Source organism: Nocardia pseudobrasiliensis NBRC 108224 (genome assembly GCF_001613105.1).
Lineage (GTDB): Bacteria > Actinomycetota > Actinomycetes > Mycobacteriales > Mycobacteriaceae > Nocardia > Nocardia pseudobrasiliensis.
Map to the genome: position 1 here is coordinate 85,518 of NZ_BDBS01000005.1, position 17,686 is coordinate 103,203.

The window sequence follows — 17,686 nt, forward strand, 5'->3', positions numbered from 1 at the left end:
CTTTCGATGGATGCCGCCTCGGTAACCGCGCATAAGCTGACTAGGTGCACCGGTCCCCGCTCACTCCCGTCTTCGCCGCGCTGCAGGTCGGTCTGCACATCCTCATGGTGGCGCTGACGGGCGTCGTGGTCGTGCGGGGACTGTTGCTCGGAAGCGGCCACCGATGGGGGGTGGCCGCCCTGTCCGCGGTATTCCTCATCACCTATTTCGCCGGGGTCGCGCTGCGCGGACGGCCGCGGGCCGCGCAGGTGTGGCTGGGTGCGCTGACCATGCTGTGGGTGGGCCTGGTCGCGATCGTGCCGGACGCGGTCTATCTGGTCTTTCCCCTGTTCTTCCTGTACCTGCATCTGCTTCCGCGCCTCTGGGGCGTCGTCGCGGTCTTCGTCACCACCGCCGCGGCGGTGCTCGGTTATGAACTGCACAAGGGCTGGAATGTCGGCGGTGTGGTCGGGCCGATCGTCGCGGCACTGGTCGCGATCGCCATCGGACTCGGCTATCGCGCGCTGTTCCAGGAGGCCGCCGAACGGCAGCGGCTGATCGACGAATTGCTCGCCACCCGGGCCACTCTCGCCGAACAGGAGCGCACCGCGGGTAAGCTCGCCGAACGCGAGCGGCTGGCCCAGGAGATCCACGACACGGTCGCCCAGGGGCTGTCGAGCATCCAGCTGCTGCTGCACGCCGTCGAGCGCGCCGCCCCCGAACATCCCGCGCTGCAACAGATTCGCCTGGCACGCGACACCGCCGCCGACAGCCTGGTCGAAACCCGCCAGCTCATCGCCGAACTCACCCCCGCGCCGCTGGACGGCCAATCGCTGACCGACGCACTGGACCGAATCGCCCAGCGCGCCAGCGCCCCCGGCCTGCAGGCCCAGGTGCTGGTCGAGGGCGAGCCGGAACGGCTGCCCATGCCCGTCGAGGCCGCCCTGGTCCGCGTCGCGCAGGGCGCGGTATCGAATGTGGTCCGGCACGCTCGCGCCGAGCGGATGCGCATCACCCTGACCTACGCCGACGACGCGGTGCACCTGGACGTGGTCGACGACGGGATCGGTATCGATCCGGAGGTGTTCCGCCGCGGCACCTTCGGGCTCGGCGCCATGCGCAGCCGCGTCGAACAGCAGGGTGGCAGCATGAATGTCGAATCCGAACCCGGCCACACCGCGGTGACCGTGGCGTTCCCGCTGGAGGAGTCATGATCCGTCTGCTGCTCGCCGACGATCACGCCATCGTCCGGGCGGGACTCGAGGCGCTGTTGAACTCCGACGACGAGATCAGCGTCGCGGGGGAGGCCGCCACCGCCGAGGAGGCCGTGGCCTTCTGCAGCACAACCGAAGTCGATCTGGTCCTGATGGATCTGCGCTTCGGTCCGGGCAAATCGGGTGTCGACGCCACGATCGCCCTGCGCGCCCTACCGAATCCGCCGAATGTCCTCGTGGTCACCAACTACGACACCGATGCCGATATCCTCGGCGCCATCGAGGCGGGCGCCTGCGGCTACATCCTCAAGGACACCCCGCCCGCCGAACTGCTCGCCGCGGTGCGCGGCGCGGCCGCCGGTGATAGCGTGCTGTCGCCGTCGGTCGCGTCGAAACTCATGACGCGCGTGCGCAAACCCGACACCACGCTGAGCCCGCGGGAGATCGAGGTGCTGCGCCTGGTCGCCGACGGGCATTCCAATAGGGAGATCGGCAAGCGTCTGTTCCTGAGCGAGACGACCGTGAAATCCCATCTGGTGCACATCTATTCGAAACTGGGTGTGAAGTCGCGCACCTCGGCGGTGGCCCGCGCCCGCGAGCGCGGGGCCATCTGAGTCAGCGATTCGGCCGGGCGGCCGCCGGTTGCCGGACGGTGAGCCACTGTTCGAACTGGGTGAGGTCGAACTCGCGGCCGCGCAGATCGGTGTAGGTGCCCGATTGTATTGCGGTGACACGGGTTTCGGTCCAGCCGAACCAGGTGTGGGAGGGGTAGTCCAGCAGCAGCCGGGCGTCGGGCGGCAGGGTCGCGGCGGCGTCGTGCTCCTCCGAGCCGGAGGCGATCGCGCGCGGGGGATAGCCCCCGTTCGCGTCGAGTTGCAGTGTGTCCGTATCGGTTCGGGCGCCGATGCGGACCGGCACCGCGACATAGGACGGCTTGCCCGCGTCGCGCATGGTTGCCGACGGGTTGCCGACGAAGGCCGGATCGATCGCGTAGATCAGGATCGGCTCGCCGACGCGCCGCATGACGGCGTCGGCGGAGCCGGGCGTGGGATGGGAGCGTAGGAAGGAACCGGCCAATTGCTGCGCGGGGTCCGAGGCGAGTACGCGATCGACCGCCGCGACGTCCACCCCGGCGGGCCGGTCGGTGTCGGGCTGCGCGCCGGTCCGCGGTGTGGCCGAGCATCCGGCTATCGCGACGGCACCGAGGAGCAGTAGGGTGGCGGCTCGAAACACGTAGCGTCTCATTTCTTTTCGGCGATCCGGTAGTCCTCGCCGAACCAGAGCCAGTCCGGATTCTCGGTATAGGAGGCCAGGGTCTGGGTGACGCTGCGCCGCGAGGTCGGCCACGGATCACCGTAGGTGACGGTCGCCGCCCCGGCGTCGTAGCCGTAGATCACCTGGGCGTGGCCACCGCCGGCGGTCCACGCTATTCCGGTGATGATCGGGCGGTTGGCGGAGATCTCCGCGGCCACGGTCGTCATCGAGAACGGCGAGCCGACCGTGGCGTCGAATCCGATCTTGCCGAATGCCGCCTTGATGTCCTCGAGGGCGGCGGTGTCGTTCGGGCAGAGGCCGTGCCTGCCGGATCCGTGGACGAGTTTGCAGAAGGCGTTCTGGTCGATCCAGTGGCCGAAATAGTTTGCCACGGATGCGCCGTCGGCCGCCCAGCACCATTGATTCCACTGCTGAATCTGTTGGAAATAGGGGAGGGTCTTCGCGCCGAAAGCCGGGATACGCGGTTCGGGGACAGCGGGTAGCCCGCGCGTTACCCGTAGGCCGATCGAGCGGCCGCCGAAATCCTGTCCGTCGGCGGGCGGAGCGGCGAGCGAGATGCTCTGTCCGGCCCAGAGAATGATCATGACGACGATGCCGAGCAGGACGCCCATTTTTCGTTTCGGACGCACGTGCGCACCTCTTTTCGAGTCCGGACTCCCGGAGATCATCGTAGTGAATGCGGCTCGAGTGCGACAGAGATACGGACGTTGAACGCTTGCCCGGCTCCGGCTGCGGCGCGAAATATTGATTCCGTCGTGAAGGAAGTCCCGGTCCTACCGGCTCGCCCGCGACTGGGCGGTAGTACCGATTGTTTCAGGAGTAGACATGCGTAATTCACACTTATCCGCAATGGCGGCGGCATTCGTACTCGGCGTCGGCCTGGTTTCGGCCGGATTCGCCAATGCGGCCCCGCAACAACCCTCCGCCCCGTCCGCGCCGCAGCTGAAGCATCACGCCTTCGGTTTCGACTACAAGGCCGCCAAGGAAGCGCAGAAGCACGGCCCCACCAACTCGGGTACCGCGCTTCCGGTGCGGGTCGGCGCGGTCGGCGCACCGCCGGCCTCCTACTCGCTCAAGCAGTTCGCGCGGACCGCGGGCGATCAGGGTCAGGTCGGATCCTGCGTGGCCTGGGCGACCGGCTACACCGGGTACGGCGTGCTGATGAACGAGCAGGGGATCACCGGTGGCCCGATGGCGCCGATGTTCACCTACGCGCAGATCGCGCGGGGCAACGATCAGGGCACCTACGCCTCGGTCGCATTGCCGATGCAGCAGAAGCAGGGCATCGACACCAAATCCGATTACTGGCAGGGCGATTTCGACTACACCACCCAGCCCGATGCCAAGGAGCGGGCGAACGCCGCGCACTACAAGCTGTCCGGCTCGACGGATCTGACGGGCGGCGATGTGGTCGGCAAAATCAAGGCCGCGATCTTCGCGGGCCTGCCGGTGCCGATCGGCTTCGAGGTCCGGGAAAGCTTCGAGAATCTGAACTCGAGCAACTCCTACTACAACCCCTCGCGGTACGAGCAGGTTATCGGCGGCCATGAGGTCACGATTGTCGCGTACGACCAGAACGGTGTGACCATCGAGAACTCGTGGGGCTCCGGCTGGGGCAAGAGCGGATTCTTCACCGCGCCGTGGTCGTTCATCACCGGCGGCGATGTGGATGAGGTTCACTCCATGGGCCGACTGGTTACCGGATAGTCGATAATCTCATCCGACCCCTGCCGAGCGGCCCTGTCGGCAGGGGTCGGATTTTGTCGTTGCTCCAAATGCGCTGCGAATCTTCGCCAATCGTCGGCGAAGACGTAGGCGAGTTGCACGATCAGGGTGATGGCGTGGGCGGGTAGCGCATCGATCATGCCCTCCAGCGCGGAATTCGCCATCGCATACAGTTCCAGCCGCCGCAGCAGTGCCCGCCCGGTTTCGGTAAACCGTAGCGAGGGATCGGATTTGAGCCGGTGGATCACCTGCCGGGCGTCCTTGATCTGACCGCGGTCGGTCGTTTTCGCGGGCGCCGGGGCGCGGGAACCCGAGGGGCGGTGGCCCGGAATCGGATCGTCGCCGCGGCGCAGGCGCTGGCGCACGTCGTGGGCGGTCCCGAGCGATACCCCTGCGGCCTTGGCGACCTCTCGTAGCGGGGTGCCGGGGGCGCGTGCGATGAGTTCGCTCGCGAGGCGGCGGCCGTCGGTCCGGTCGGTGCTGTGCGGGCGACCGTCCCGGCCGATACGAACGTTCGACTGGGAATCCGCGCCAGTCGAACGCCGTAGCGCGCCGATCGTCTTGTGCGACAGTCCCGTCGACACCCCTATTGCGCGATCCGACCATTCCGGACATTCCCGGACTATCCGGGTCGCCGCGGCCTTGCGATCGGCCAGCGAGAGCGGCAGGCCGTGGGTGATGTTCATCCGAACCGCCAGGATGAACGCCTCGGTATCGCTGCCGTCGAAGAACTCCGCGGCGATCGTGCGCTCACCCCGCAGCCGGGCCGCGCCGACGCGATGCGCGCCGTCGATCACCCGCATACTCGGGCGATGCACCAGGATCGGCGGCAGTTCCTCGTCGACCTCGGCCAATGCGCGCATATGGACCAGGTCCGCGCCGGCCAGCCGCGGTGAATCGGCCGGTGTCAGGGCCTCGAGGGGGATCTGCACGGCATCTCGTCCACCATTGGACATCGGGCCTCCTGCTCGTCGGCACGTTCGTACGCCGAGGGTGCCGACCGAAGGGTCGTGAGAATTGTTGCGCGAGTGGTCGTTCCAACGGACGGCATCGCAGTCTGCCGCCGGGTACGAACAACCGGCTAAATCATGACACGAGAGCTCGCCACGCGTCTGCTATATGTGGCCGGTAGTTGAAAGTGTGTAAACCTTTCGATGACAACAAGATTGGCGATCATGTATCCGTCCTGTAAAGCGCTGCAACATGTTACGAAACATTGTGTGAAGCCTTGGCGGAATGTGATGACACGGGAACGCCGGGGTTGTCGGGATTCGTCGGTAGCTGGTCGTACGCTGGGGTCATGACCTCTCTCTCCGACCCCAAGGTGCTCGAGTTCCTGTCGCAGGGCACTCGCACCGCCAAGCTCGCATTCGTGACCGCCGACGGCCGTCCGGTCATCAATCCGGTCTGGTTCGTCGTCGAGGGCGACGAGCTGGTTTTCAATACCGGCAAGGACACCGCGAAGGGTAAGGCGATCCGGCGGGACCCGCGCGTCTCGATCTGTGTCGACCTCGAGGAACAGCCCTACGGGTATTACCAAATCCAAGGCACCGCAACGATTTCCGAGGATCCGGCCGAACTGGTGCGGACCGCGACGGTGATCGGCGGCCGCTATATGGGCGCCGATCGCGCCGAGGAATTCGGCAAACGCAACGGCGTCCCCGGCGAATTGGTCGTGCGGGTCCGGCCGACGAAGATTCTCGGCGGCGTCGATATGACCGGTTAGTCGCTTTCGTATTCCGCGACCGCCTGCGCGACCACGATCTCGATATCGTCGGCCAGTAGCAGCCGGTCACTCATTAGGGCGTCGGCCGCCTTGCGGACCGCGGCGGCGTAGTCCTCGCGGGTGGGATAGCGATCGGTGACCGTCGGGCGGCCGGGCGGGAAGGGGAGTTTGCTACCCAGTCGCTCGTAGAGGACATCCGGCAGGCCGCCGGTGGGCCGGCGGGGGTTCCAGCCGGTGTAGGCGGCCAGCGGCGCGGCCACCGCGGGCAGGCGGATACCGGCCGCCTCGTTTCCGTCGTCGTCGACCGCGGACACCAGGGAGATATACGGCGCGCCGCGGCGAACCGGCCAGCGGCCGATGCCGAGGTCGGCGTCCGGCCCGAGATCCAGCCGGTGCGGGCGGGGGAGCAGTTCCGGATTCGAGTGCGGGACATGGCCGAATCGGCCGAGGACCGCGGTCGCCGGGACCGCCGTGCCGTCGTCGACGCGGGGCACCCGGCTCGGTGGCGGGGGTTCGACGCCGATCACCCAGTCCCGCAGGGCGATCAGCAGCGCGCGCAGCACCGGTTCCGGATCCAGGTGGTGGGTCGGATTGGCCCCGGGCAGAATGTCTTTGATCGGGCTCGGGCCGAAATGGTCGGTGCCGCCAGGGCGTAGACCCGGACATCCGGATCCTCCGGTACGTCGGTTCCGGTCTCCGCGTCGATATGCACCGACGAGCCGTCGCCGCGCCAGTACTCCGAGGCGCTGTTGGTGAGTATCACCTTCGGCACGCCGCCGGTATCACGTTGGCGGGCAAGCAGTCCGGTGCTGTCGAACGGCGGCAGGCTCGCGAATCCGTCCACGCCCGTGAGCGAGGGCTGCGCGTAACGATGATTGAACTCACCGCGCGCCCCGCTGGCCACATGGGCGAACACCCCGTCGAATACCTGCCGTCCGGATTCGTCGAGATTCATTCCATCCCAGAGGAATTGGCGCAGAAACCGGCCGGATTGCGAGATCCCGAATCCGAAGGCGCGTTCGACACCCTCGGACCGCAGGTGCGACACGATATCCCGCACCGCCAGCAGCCCACAGCCCGCGATCGGCGCACGCGCGGTCCGATATACGAGCTCGTACCAGTGGAAAGCGCGGAATCCGCCGTCCAGTGCGATATGTTCGGCATCGGTGAAACGCCAAGAGCCCCGCGGAATTTCGGACCATTCACCATCCGGCGTATCCCGCACCCGCAATACCGCCGCCGGATCTCCGATATCGGCGGTCGGATACGTCTCGAACCGGAAGAACCCACCCAACCCCGGCATGGTCTCGCTGAGCAGATGCGGCCGCTTCCTATCGCGGTCCGACCGCCACTCCACCCGCACCCACCCCGGCGGCACCTGAGCGCGCGGCACGGTCACCCCCAACTGCCCCGGCCCGCGCCGCACATCCCACTGCCATCCGCACCACACGATCGTCCACCCACGATCCGGCAGAAATCCGTCCCCGGCGTCGATCCGTTCGAGATCCGCGTAGTCCACAACGGTTCCCATGCTGAACGGCGCGCCACCCAACCTCCCCCGGTTGGGCACCACCACGAGCAGATCGCCGCTGCCCCCGCCCACCGGCCGCAATATCCGCAGATCCGCGTCGAACCGGACCAGCCCGTCGTCGCCCCGCGGCGCGAACTCCAGGTCGACAATCCGTCGATTGGCCGAATGCCCCGGATCCACCGCGAACTCCGCGGTCCCCCGCACCAGCTCGTACGCCCGGTCCCCATACGGCGAAACAGATCCGACCCGCACCGCTTCGACACCCATGACCGCAGTCTATGGGCGCGCCCGCGCACCCGGTCTGTCATGATCGTCGGGCTGGCACAGCCGGGTGGGGTCGTCCGACCGAAGGACCGAGTTGTTGAGGAGAGGGCCGTGCTGTTCGAACCGGAGTCCGTGCTGGGTATGGCACGGACGATAGAGCCCGCGACCGAGGCGATGCGTGATCACGCGAAACGAATCGCCGAGGTCGGTTTCGACCCGTCCCATGCCGGACAGGATTACCTGGACCAGGGGCAGAAGCTGGCGGTCGGGGTGAACGGGATCGTCACAATGTTGAATTCCTGGTCCGACGCCTCGGGCGCGACCGTCGATGCGCTGCGGCAGGTGGTGGCCGCGACCTCCACCGCCGATGAACGGAACCGGGCCGGGATCGAGGGGGCGGAGGCGTAGTCGTGGCGAAACCGCAGGAGTATGAGCAGACGTACAAGAGCGGTCTGAGCCAGGCACGCGTCGATCTCGAGCGGTTCCTCAAAGAGGACGGCAACAGCTCGTTCAGCGGCAAGGGCGACCAGGCGATCTGGAATGACAAACCCAAGACCACCGGGACGGATGTCAAAACCCTGCTCGATGACGCGGCCCCCGGACTGCAATGGTTCGAGCTGGCGCTGATCCGATTCCACCGCGTCCACGGCGTCGTGGGGCTATCCGGCTTCGACCGCATCGACGTGCCGCCGCTGAGTCTCGACGGTGAGCAGGTCGGCGCCGAAACCATCGTCGCCACCACGGATCCGGTCGCGGAGATTCGGCGGCTGGAATTCAAGTGGTACGACCAGCAGCGCAGTATGAACCTCGCCAGCTTGCGCCAATTGGCCGACTCGCTGCGAAAGGCGTCGACCTCCAACGACTCCCATCCCTCCGCCGAGGATGTGACGCGCGATCTGAACGGCGTGGCCACCGCGGTGCCCGAGGTGTGGCAGGGCACGGGTGGTGTCGCGGCGCAGGATCATCTGGCCGGTCTGCACGCCCATGCCGATCAGCAGACGCAATATCTGCAGTCGGTCACGGCCGCGTTGGACGGGTTGCCGGATGTGCTGTTGCAGATCGTCAGGGACAAGGCGGATTTCATCGCGAGATTCGACAGTCCGCAGTGCCCGGTCGCGGGGCATGCGATGCGGTTGTCGGGTGGCGAGGACCCGGTGAGCAATATCATCACCGTGGCCGCGGAGAGCACCACGACGGGATATCTGCTCGGCAGTACCAATGCCCGGGCCGCCGAGCAGTTTCATATGACGGATGTCGGACCCGGTAGCAGCGACGGCGCGCACAAGATTCGCGAAGCCTGCCGGACGTGGTTGAGCGAGCATTTCGGCCCGGCGGTCCGGGAGGCCTTCATCGCCTTCGTCCATCAATGCGCGCTCGCCGACTATTACATTCGACGCGCCTACAAGCCGGTGACCGATCTGCTCGACAGCCACGACGCCACCCCGTTCCCGAAACCGCAGGAACAGAACCCCGCCCCATCGCAACCCACCCCATCGGGCACGCCCACCACACCGGCCTCGACCACTCCGGCGTCGACGACGCCCGCGGCGACGACGCCCGCTTCGACCACCCCGGCATCGGCCACGCCCACGACCCCGGCCACCACCACATCGACCTCGACGCAAACCAATCCGCTGCAGACGCTTTCGAGCCTGGCGAGTCAGGCGAGTCAGACTGTTCAGCAGGGCCTCGGCCAGCTGGAGAGTTTGGCTCAGCAGGGTCTGAGCAGCCTGACCACAAACACGTCGACTACCGGCACGACCGACCCATCGGGTTCCAAAACCCTTGCCACACTGGATCTCCCCGGCGGGAAACTGGCGCTTGCACAGGCATCCGACGGATCCCTGACCGCGACGGTGACCGGTCCGGACGGTAAGTCACACGAGTATTCGATGGGTATCAAGGACGGGAAGCCGTACTTCAGCGAGAATCCCGAGCCCGCGACCCAACCGACGACCGCCGCGGCAGCCAAGGAATCCGCTCCGGCGGGTCGTGCGGCGGGCGGTGGTGGCGCGCCCGCCGCGGCCTCGCCCTCGTCCCATCCGGCCGCAGGGATCTCCTACAGCGGAACCCCGGCGGCGAGTACACCCCATACCTCCGTGACGCAGGGAGCGTCGGCCAGCGAATCGGCCGGTGCCGCAACCGCATCGACGCAGAGTGGTGCAGCCATGGGTGGTGTGCCGATGGGTGGTATGTCGGGAGGCGGGGCCGCGGGCGGCAAGGGGAGTGCCGATCCCGAGCGTCGCTCCAACGGGATCATCCCACCGCAGCCGCTGTGGACGACGCCACGCACCGATGCGGAACCCGTACTGGATCCCGCCGGCAGTCCGGAATTGGCGAGCGCGGGAAATCTGGATGCGGAGGCCGCGACCGATGGCATTGCGCCGCAGTCGCCGCGAAACGATGCGGTCGCAATCGATATCGAACTGAGGAAGTGATGGATTACGCAGCGGAGATGGACCGAATCCTGGCCGAATACACCGCGGCCTCGCGAACCGTGACCGACCGCTTCCTGGCGGCCGATGCCCGCACGACCCGGGAGGGCGCGGCCGTATTCGACTCGCTACGACAGCGATTCGAGCCCGAACCCGAGCCGCCCGTCCAGGCAGTCCGCCCCGACCCCGAGCCTCAGCCGCGCAGATCCGGCCGGGAGACCTACGTGCTGCCATCGGACTGGACCGAGGAGGATGAGGCCCGCTCCCAGGGCTACGGTTCGCCGAATTCCTGGCTGGTCTGACGGGTGAGGTGATCACGGCCCGCCCGGAAGCCGTCGGCGTCCGCTGGTCAGCTCGTCGATCAGATCCTCGTACCCCACCGCAAGCTCGGCCAGCCGTTCCCACGCGTCGCCCAGGCCCCACTCCTCGGTACCGGCGAGGGCGGCGAACGCATCGGCGGTGAGCTGGGCGAGACGATCGACGATCGCGCCGATGGTCTCGGTATGAATCCGCGCCGAACCCGGTGCGGGCGAGACGGTCTCGCGCACCCAGCGATCGATACGGTTCACGAGATCCGCTCGCAATTCGTCGATCTCCCGTACGCATTCCGGGTTCGCGCCCAATCGCCGCTCATGTAATTCCGCTAGGTCGTACGCGGCCGACAACATCGGATGTACATCACTGTCGATTCCCCGACAGGCATGCAGCACTTGCTGTTTCGTCGGAAACTGTGGTCTCACAGCAACTCTCTCGATTCGTTCCATCCCCGATAGCGAACAGTTAAGATTCACTCACGCAACATGATTCGCGGCATCCGCAGCGCACCGGCTGCTCCTCCAGAACATCACCGATACAGCCGTTCCGATCCCGTTCCGAGAATTCCGGACATATTCGCAGGAATATCCAGGACCGGGACCGGACTGAAAGTCGATCGCTGCCGAACTGAAAGTGGCAGCGGAAGGGGGTTATGTCATGGCGAAAGATCAGGTACCTCCGTCGTTGCCGCGCAGGCAGCTGGGGAAGCATCTACGGCGGGCTCGCGAGGCCGCGAATCTGAGACAGGAGGAGGTCGCGCAGCTCATGCAGTGGAGTCCGAGCACGCAGTCCCGCCTCGAGCACGGCGATATCGGCAGACTCCGTGATCGTGACCTGGTCGAGCTCGGGCGCATCCTGGAGCTCGGCGAGGCCGAGGTCGTGGCAATGATCGGTCTATTGCGTCAGCCGCCGACCGAGAACTGGTGGCGAAGCTTCATGGATGTGATGTTGGGTGCGTTCGATGTGTATCTGAGTCTGGAAGCGGAGGCTCGTGTACTCGACATCTATCAGCCACACGTCGTCCCGGGCTTGTTCCAAACAGTTGCCTACGCAGGGGCACTCGATCGCATCTACTTTCCGGGCGATTGCGAGGAGGATCAAAGGCGTCGTGTCGAGGTGAGGCTGAGGCGGCAACGAATCATTACCCGAAAGAGTCGACCGGTATCGGTCACGTTGATTCTGCACGAGGCTGTGCTGCATACCATCGTCGGCAGCTCGGCGGTGATGGCTGCGCAACTGAGTCATTTGGCTGCCCTCAGCACGCTTCCGAACGTCACCATACTGGTGTTGCCCTACGGCGCTGGGTTGCCCATCGGAACCCCGGTAGGGCCCTATGTCATCCTCGACTTCCCTGACTCACCAAAGGAATTGGCGTCGCCGACGACGATATACATCGAGAACCTCACCGGTGACATGTACCTTGGGGGAGAAGGTGAAGTGAAGAGGTATCGCGCTGTGTCCCAGATTATTCGACGCGCCGCGTTGGACGAGGTGACCAGCAGGAACATGCTGAGGCAGCTATCGAAGGAGTACCAACGTGGACGCTGAGCTATCCGCAGCGAACTGGTTCAAGAGCAGCCGCAGCTCAGGTGGCAAGGAGTGCGTCGAGGTGGCCTTCCTCACCAACGGCCACATAGGCATTCGCGACTCCAAGAACCCCACAGGCCCCGCCTTGGTCGTCAGTCCGGCGGAGTGGGACGCCTTCACGACCGCAGTCCAGGCAATGTGACCACTAGAGGGCCCGCCGTCCAATGCGGCGGGCCCTCGATCATTCCGTGTCCGGTTACGGTTGCCGCCCTCCAGCGAGGCGCGGTACCGTTCTCGCAGCTAGGCGGGGATGCGACGACAGGATTGGGGTGCGAATGAGTCGCAGCTTGAAGGTTGTTTTCGCGGCTGCTGTGGCTGTCGGCGTCGCGGGGTGCGGGCCATCGACGGACGGGCCGTCCAGTTCCTCGACGCAGACGGTACCGACCACGACTGCTGCCGCCACAACGTCGGCCGCTCCCGCCGTGTGGGATCCCTGCACGATCCCGGATTCGGCCATCGGGGGGCTGGGGCTGAATGTGGCGACGAAGGACAACAAGATCGCCGGGACCGAGTTCGACGGGTGGAAGGTCTGTCACTGGGCTGCCGGTGATAAGAAGTATGACTTCACGATGCTTTCGTCGAGTCACACATTGGCCGAGGCGAGGCAGCGAACCGATTATCAAGAGTATTCCGACACCACCGTTGGTTCGCATCCGTCCCTTCAGTATCGACCGGTGGGCAGTGGCCGGGACTTGAACTGTTGGATCAGCGCGGAAATCTCCTCAGGCATAGTCGATTTCAAAGTGACAAATCGCTATGGATCCTCCGGTCTGGGTGATCCATGTGCCGAGGTGCACCGGTTGGCCGATGGGTTGGCTCAGTATCTGCCCAGCTGATAGGGGGAATGATGGCGGTTGGAGTAAGTCCCGACGAGTGGAAGCGGCTGCTCGCTCAGGCAAATGACAAGCAGTTGGCTCTCGATCCGGAGGTAGGCAGAGGGCTCGATCGTGTCTGTGACGATCACATCGGAAGGTTGCAGCAGGTCCTTGACCTGATCGGTGGCATCAGTCGTATTACCGGCTTCGGTGATTTTCCTTCGGGCACAACGCTCGCTGCCAAGTTCTCGCACACGGCCGCTGGTACGGATCGCTCCTTGGAAACGATGGTCCAGCAACACATCGATACCGTCAATACCGTCAAAGAAGTACTGGCCAAAGCCATCTCCAACTTCACCACCCAAGACCAATCCTCCGCCACCGCAATCACTTCCACCGAGGTCCCCCAATGACCTACGAGGACTATCGCCGTCGCATCATCGACGCCCAGCAACAGTGGAATGCCGAGCGGGACTGGATTTACAAGACGCAGGCGCAGGGCAAGTACGGTCAGACGTTCGAGGGGGATATGCAGCCGCCTCATGTGAAGGAGTCGGACGGCTTCGATCATATGAGTCTCGAGGATATGCAGAAGTCCGTGCGGGCCATGAAGCCTCAGCTCGTACACGATGCCATTACCGCCTGGTCCAACATCGGCATGCAGTTGATGAGCGCGTTCGGGATTTTCGAGCAGGAGTTCGCGCGGACGATTTCGGGGGCCAATGGTCACAGTGGGTGGACGGGCGTGGCGGCGGGGGCGGCTTCGGATGCGGTGCAGCGGTATTCGTCGCAGTCGATGCCGTTGTCGCAGGCGGCGACGGCCATCGGGTTGAAGTTGATGGAGATGCGGACGGGGATCGAGGAGACGCAGGCATTGATGCCGGGGGATGTGCCGCGCGCGATCGTCACCGGTAAGGCGCTGCCCAAAGACGGGATCATGAAGGTCGACGACCACAATCGTCAGGAGGCCGAGGAGGAGGCTCGGCGGATTCTGCGAACGGTATACGGGCAGGTGGTGGTGCAGACCGACAATGGCATGCCGTTCATGCCCGCGCCGCCCGAGATCGGTGGCGTGGGAAAGGGCCTCGGTGAGTATCTGAACCCGGGTGAGAACGGCGGTCAGGGGCCCGGCGAACTCGAAGGCGGCGGCAAGTCGGAGGGTTCGCTGGCCGGACAGCAGGGAGGTCAGGGCGGCGCTGATCCCGCGGGCAGGTCGCAGGAACCCGGGCAGCAGGCGACCACTCCCGCGTCGGCCGGTGGAGATTCGACGACTCCGTCCAGTGCCTCGGCGCAGAATACCGGGCAGACAACGCAATCCGGCTCTACGGGCATGACGGCGGGAAATAACCCGAATTCTGTTGGCGGGCAAGGCGCTTGGGGCCCAGGTTACGACGGAACGGCGAGAGCTCCCGCAGCCCCGGGCGGTTCGCGTTCTTCCAGCGGCCGTCCGGGTGGCATGGGTGAGTCCGCTGGCCGCGCGCCCGGCGGGCCGGGGCGCAGCGTCCCGGGTGGACCACTGACGGGCGCGAAGTCGGCAATGCCCAGGGCCGCAATGGGTTCGGCGGGAGCGCCTGGAACTCCGGGTATGGGAGCGCCCGGGCATGCGGGCAAGGGTAAGGACGAACAGGAGCGCTCGAAAGGCATTCCCGATTACCTGATCACGCAGGACCATGGTGACGAATTGATCGGGTCCGCCGGATTGCCCGGTGCCGTTCCCCCGGTCATCGGGGGAGATTACGACACCGCCGACCGGTTCGGCGAGTGAGCCGATTGCCGCTGGTCACGCATAAAATGTCGCTCTTGCCCCATAGGGGTGAAATTTACTACCATTGCGACTGCTGGACTTGAAATTCGTTGAGCAGCAATATTTTTGATGTGAATGGTGGTGTCATGCGCGATCTGCTCTACATCGGCTCGGGCCCATATTGCTACAGCAATTCGCTCGCCATGGTGCTCGAGGACGCCGCGCCGTCGCCCGCGGTGATCGAGGTGCTGACTGGTTCGCCGTTCGGGATCGCGCTGCTCGGCGGTCGGATGCCGTTCTTCGACCCGTACGGGTGGACACCGGAATTCGGCCTCGATATCGCCATCGGGCTGCTGGGCTGGCGCTGTGAGACCGTGCGCGGCGGAACGCGGGAGGAGGCGGCCGAACGGTTACGTCGTGCGGTGGCGTGGGGCCCGGTGCTCATGGGCCCGGTCGAGATGGGAATGCTGTGGTACCAGCCCGATATGAGCGGACCCATCGGCGCGGACCACTATCTGGTGGCCCTGGGCGTCGACGATGACCGGGTACTGATGCACGATCCGCAGGGCTATCCGTTCGTGACGCTGCCGATCTCGGAACTGATGTCGGCCTGGCAGGGCGGCAAACTCGATTACGGCCAACCCTTCTCGATGCGTTACGGATTCGTGCGCGAGCGTGCGGTGTCGGTCGAGGAGGCGCTGCGCGCCGCGGTGCCCAACGCCATCGAATTCCTGCGCGGCCGGGAGGATCTCGCGGTTCCGCCGGGTACGGTCGGCGGCGCGGAGGCCGCGCTCGGCATGGCCGATCTGCTGTCGGCCGGGCCGGATGCGGAGATGAAGACCCACCTGGTGTATTTCGCCCTGCGGGTGGGCTCGCGCCGATTGTCCGATGCCGCACGGGCATTGGGCGCGCTGGGGATGGATGAGGCGGCGGCCGTGGCGCTCACCCAGTCCCGCCTGCTCGGCACGATGCAATACGACGTCGTCACCGACGATTTCGTCAGCGCCGCGGCGAAAGCGCGTCTCCTGGCTCCGACCTATGAGCGTCTCGCGGCGGAACTGGAGGCCGCGGTGGTGCCCACTCGGTGACGACGACCTCGTCGCCGACGGTGATGCGGCCGGTGCGCAGTACGGCGAATTTGGAGCCGAAGGCGACCCCGCCCTGCGGTACGCGCCGGGTCACGGCCAGGGTGCGCAGCGGTTCCGGGCCGGATCGAGCGCCGGTGTACTGGTCGACCAGCGTTACGGCACAGCGGATCGCGGGCTTGGCGTAGCCGAACTCGGTGTCGCCGAGCGTGATTCGCCGCAGATTGTCCTCGCGATACGGTTCGCCCCAGCCGGTGACGACGATATTGGGGCGGAACCGATTCATCGGCAGCGGTGCGCCGCCCCGCTCGACGATGAGATCGTTGAGATCGACCAGCGACTCCGTGGACAGGATGTGCATCGGAGAGCTGTCGGCGTATCCGGAGGTGCCCGGAATGAGTCCGTCGGTGACGCGCCGATGTTCCGGCGGCACCCGCACCAGCCGACTCGCGACGCCGAGCAGTTCGGTGAGCCAGCCCGCCACGGCATCGCCCTGGTCGATTCCGAAGTAGGGCACGTTGAACAGCGTGACCGGCCGCCGCGGACCGTCGGCCGCCACCACGATCTCGATCGGTTCCGTCCCCGGCGCGCGCAGCGCCAGCACCCGCCCCGCGGCATCGATCGCCGGGGCGATCAAGGCCAGGCGCGGATCGCGGCGCTGCGATCGGAAGACTCCGTCCTCCCCGATGACCATGAAACTGCGGTCGTGGGCGAGTCCGGCCGGGGTGAGCTCGGCAGCCGGCAGCTCGATGCCGCCGCACCCCTTGATCGGATAGGTGATCAGCGCGGTGACGGTGGCCATAGATGTGTCCCCTCGGATCCGGTTGCCCTCGAAGCAGTTTCTACACTCACAAGATGACCGTGCACTTCATCGGGGCCGGGCCGGGTGCCGCGGATCTGCTGACCGTACGCGCGGTACGACTGCTGCGGGAGTCGCCGGTGTGTCTGTACGCAGGGACCTATCTCGACCCCGAGGTGCTCGCCCACTGCGCGCCCGGGGCCGAGCTGATCGATACCCAGCAGCTGGATCTGGATCGCATCATCGAACACTGCCGGATCGCGCACGAGGCGGGTCGGGATGTGGCCCGGCTCTGTTCGGGCGACCCCTCCCTCTATTCGGCGCTGAGCGAGCAGACCCGCAGGCTCGACGCGCTCGGGGTGCCGTGGGATGTGACGCCGGGCGTACCGGCCTATGCCGCCGCGGCGGCGCTGCTGGGCGCCGAGCTGACCGTGCCCGAACTCGTGCAGTCGGTGGTGCTCACCCGGGCCCGGGCTCGGTCGACCGCCATGCCGGAATCGGAGGATCTGGCCGCTTTCGCGGCGACCAGGGCGACGCTGGTACTACATCTGGCCATCACCCGGATTCGGGAGCTCGCCGCGCGACTCACGGAAGAATACGGTCCTAATTGTCCGGTTATTGTTGTATATCGCGCGAGTCAGCCCGCCGAACTCGTCCTGCGCGGCACCCTCGCCACCATTGCCGAACAGGTCGAATCCGCTGGTCTGCGACAGGCGGCGGTGATCATCGTGGGATGGGCGCTGGGCCGGACGGTCGACTGTGTCGAATCACACCTTTACGACCCCTCCCGCGTCCGTCACATCGCCGCCGGGCCCGGCTGTTGAGAGCGAACGCACACCGCGCGGTATGTTCAGATATATTGCCGGACGGAAGTTTTCATCGCACACGCCGTAGGTGCTGGTTCGATGCTTTTCGGCTATGAACCTTTTTGGTCGCCGAGCCGTCGTGGACGGTAGATTGGTTCGGTGTTCATCAGCGAGGTTCGATATGTGACCGATCCGTGGCTTGCCGTCATGGTCATGACCATGTAACAAGATCGGCCCGTAGGGCGTATAGGTCCTATGAACATTTTTGTCTGATTGAGATTTGAAGTGAGCCCCGACCGCCGGACGCCACGCTGGGATTCAGGTGCGCGTCGGCGTCGGTGTGCCGTCGGGGAGCGCTGCAGGGCGTTTCGGAAGCGAGGTTAGGG

The 17,686-nt window shown here is 65.9% G+C and carries 21 protein-coding genes; 13 read left to right on the forward strand and 8 right to left on the reverse strand.

The window, feature by feature from the left end; genetic code table 11:
• Positions 1–44: 44 nt before the first annotated feature.
• Together NP4_RS07430 and NP4_RS07435 are read left to right on the forward strand one after the other, a co-directional pair.
• Positions 45–1,193 carry a sensor histidine kinase gene (locus NP4_RS07430; RefSeq protein WP_067994015.1) on the forward strand — a complete coding sequence of 383 codons (1,149 nt, stop codon included), beginning with the start codon at positions 45–47 and terminating at the stop codon, positions 1,191–1,193.
• Positions 1,190–1,807: a LuxR C-terminal-related transcriptional regulator gene (locus tag NP4_RS07435; RefSeq protein WP_067994017.1), complete on the forward strand. Its 618-nt coding sequence runs from the start codon at positions 1,190–1,192 to the stop codon at positions 1,805–1,807. Before NP4_RS07430 ends, NP4_RS07435 begins: the two co-directional genes overlap by 4 nt.
• Before the next feature lies 1 nt (position 1,808).
• On the opposite strand, the gene NP4_RS07440 is transcribed toward NP4_RS07435, so the two are convergent.
• Complete coding sequence (locus NP4_RS07440) at positions 1,809–2,426, reverse strand: hypothetical protein (protein ID WP_147287928.1); 618 nt, start codon at positions 2,424–2,426, stop codon at positions 1,809–1,811.
• Positions 2,427–2,434: 8 nt separating this feature from the next.
• Positions 2,435–3,097, reverse strand: coding sequence for a papain-like cysteine protease family protein (locus NP4_RS07445; protein WP_169813683.1), 663 nt, complete (start codon positions 3,095–3,097; stop codon positions 2,435–2,437).
• A gap of 220 nt (positions 3,098–3,317) precedes the next feature.
• Here NP4_RS07445 and NP4_RS07450 point away from each other — a divergent pair, with 220 nt between their 5' ends.
• Positions 3,318–4,175 (forward strand): C1 family peptidase, encoded by an 858-nt coding sequence (locus NP4_RS07450; RefSeq protein ID WP_114755605.1) that lies wholly within the window; start codon positions 3,318–3,320, stop codon positions 4,173–4,175.
• On the opposite strand, the gene NP4_RS07455 is transcribed toward NP4_RS07450, so the two are convergent.
• Positions 4,145–5,149: a ParB/RepB/Spo0J family partition protein gene (locus tag NP4_RS07455; RefSeq protein WP_082875647.1), complete on the reverse strand. Its 1,005-nt coding sequence runs from the start codon at positions 5,147–5,149 to the stop codon at positions 4,145–4,147. The two genes, NP4_RS07450 and NP4_RS07455, sit on opposite strands and share 31 nt — an antisense overlap.
• 344 nt (positions 5,150–5,493) lie before the next feature.
• Between NP4_RS07455 and NP4_RS07460 the strand changes: the two genes are divergently transcribed.
• Positions 5,494–5,919 (forward strand): PPOX class F420-dependent oxidoreductase, encoded by a 426-nt coding sequence (locus tag NP4_RS07460; protein ID WP_067994031.1) that lies wholly within the window; start codon positions 5,494–5,496, stop codon positions 5,917–5,919.
• On the opposite strand, the gene NP4_RS42455 is transcribed toward NP4_RS07460, so the two are convergent.
• Positions 5,916–6,482, reverse strand: coding sequence for an alpha/beta hydrolase domain-containing protein (locus NP4_RS42455; protein ID WP_255285488.1), 567 nt, complete (start codon positions 6,480–6,482; stop codon positions 5,916–5,918). The two genes, NP4_RS07460 and NP4_RS42455, sit on opposite strands and share 4 nt — an antisense overlap.
• Entirely contained in the window at positions 6,464–7,717 is a 1,254-nt protein-coding gene (locus NP4_RS07465) for an alpha/beta hydrolase domain-containing protein (protein ID WP_255285489.1), read from the reverse strand. Before NP4_RS07465 ends, NP4_RS42455 begins: the two co-directional genes overlap by 19 nt.
• Positions 7,718–7,825: 108 nt before the next feature.
• Here NP4_RS07465 and NP4_RS07470 point away from each other — a divergent pair, with 108 nt between their 5' ends.
• Genes NP4_RS07470 through NP4_RS07480 form a run of 3 tightly spaced genes read left to right on the forward strand, consistent with a single transcriptional unit; the run spans position 7,826 to position 10,451 of the window.
• Complete coding sequence (locus NP4_RS07470) at positions 7,826–8,122, forward strand: hypothetical protein (RefSeq protein ID WP_067994034.1); 297 nt, start codon at positions 7,826–7,828, stop codon at positions 8,120–8,122.
• A gap of 2 nt (positions 8,123–8,124) precedes the next feature.
• Positions 8,125–10,152, forward strand: coding sequence for a hypothetical protein (locus NP4_RS07475; protein WP_067994037.1), 2,028 nt, complete (start codon positions 8,125–8,127; stop codon positions 10,150–10,152).
• Positions 10,152–10,451: a hypothetical protein gene (locus NP4_RS07480; protein WP_067994038.1), complete on the forward strand. Its 300-nt coding sequence runs from the start codon at positions 10,152–10,154 to the stop codon at positions 10,449–10,451. The genes NP4_RS07475 and NP4_RS07480 overlap by 1 nt, the downstream gene beginning before the upstream one ends.
• A gap of 12 nt (positions 10,452–10,463) precedes the next feature.
• Here the strand turns inward: NP4_RS07480 and NP4_RS07485 are convergent, their stop codons facing one another.
• The gene (locus NP4_RS07485) at positions 10,464–10,817 is read right to left on the reverse strand and encodes a DUF4254 domain-containing protein (RefSeq protein ID WP_245997748.1); all 354 of its coding nucleotides are present in this window, start codon (positions 10,815–10,817) and stop codon (positions 10,464–10,466) included.
• 304 nt (positions 10,818–11,121) lie between these two features.
• Here NP4_RS07485 and NP4_RS07490 point away from each other — a divergent pair, with 304 nt between their 5' ends.
• The 3 genes from NP4_RS07490 (at position 11,122) to NP4_RS07500 (ending at position 12,887) form a co-directional block, all read left to right on the forward strand.
• Positions 11,122–12,012: a helix-turn-helix domain-containing protein gene (locus tag NP4_RS07490; RefSeq protein WP_067994044.1), complete on the forward strand. Its 891-nt coding sequence runs from the start codon at positions 11,122–11,124 to the stop codon at positions 12,010–12,012.
• A complete protein-coding gene (locus NP4_RS07495; protein ID WP_067994047.1) occupies positions 12,002–12,193 on the forward strand; it encodes a DUF397 domain-containing protein in 192 nt (63 codons plus the stop codon). The genes NP4_RS07490 and NP4_RS07495 overlap by 11 nt, the downstream gene beginning before the upstream one ends.
• Before the next feature lie 133 nt (positions 12,194–12,326).
• Positions 12,327–12,887, forward strand: coding sequence for a DUF3558 domain-containing protein (locus NP4_RS07500; protein ID WP_082875648.1), 561 nt, complete (start codon positions 12,327–12,329; stop codon positions 12,885–12,887).
• Here NP4_RS07500 and NP4_RS40770 read toward each other — a convergent pair.
• Positions 12,869–13,231 carry a hypothetical protein gene (locus NP4_RS40770; protein ID WP_156524894.1) on the reverse strand — a complete coding sequence of 121 codons (363 nt, stop codon included), beginning with the start codon at positions 13,229–13,231 and terminating at the stop codon, positions 12,869–12,871. The genes NP4_RS07500 and NP4_RS40770 overlap by 19 nt on opposite strands.
• A gap of 44 nt (positions 13,232–13,275) precedes the next feature.
• On the opposite strand from NP4_RS40770, the gene NP4_RS07510 reads away from it, so the two are divergent.
• Both NP4_RS07510 and NP4_RS07515 read left to right on the forward strand, forming a co-directional pair.
• Positions 13,276–14,631 carry a hypothetical protein gene (locus NP4_RS07510; protein WP_067994056.1) on the forward strand — a complete coding sequence of 452 codons (1,356 nt, stop codon included), beginning with the start codon at positions 13,276–13,278 and terminating at the stop codon, positions 14,629–14,631.
• Positions 14,632–14,741: 110 nt separating this feature from the next.
• Positions 14,742–15,698: a YobF C-terminal domain-containing protein gene (locus NP4_RS07515; protein WP_245997750.1), complete on the forward strand. Its 957-nt coding sequence runs from the start codon at positions 14,742–14,744 to the stop codon at positions 15,696–15,698.
• On the opposite strand, the gene NP4_RS07520 is transcribed toward NP4_RS07515, so the two are convergent.
• Positions 15,610–16,497, reverse strand: coding sequence for an MOSC domain-containing protein (locus NP4_RS07520; protein WP_067994057.1), 888 nt, complete (start codon positions 16,495–16,497; stop codon positions 15,610–15,612). The two genes, NP4_RS07515 and NP4_RS07520, sit on opposite strands and share 89 nt — an antisense overlap.
• A 53-nt stretch (positions 16,498–16,550) precedes the next feature.
• Here NP4_RS07520 and cobM point away from each other — a divergent pair, with 53 nt between their 5' ends.
• Positions 16,551–17,318, forward strand: a complete 768-nt coding sequence (gene cobM, locus NP4_RS07525; protein WP_067994060.1) for a precorrin-4 C(11)-methyltransferase — start codon at positions 16,551–16,553, stop codon at positions 17,316–17,318.
• Positions 17,319–17,686: the final 368 nt, after the last annotated feature.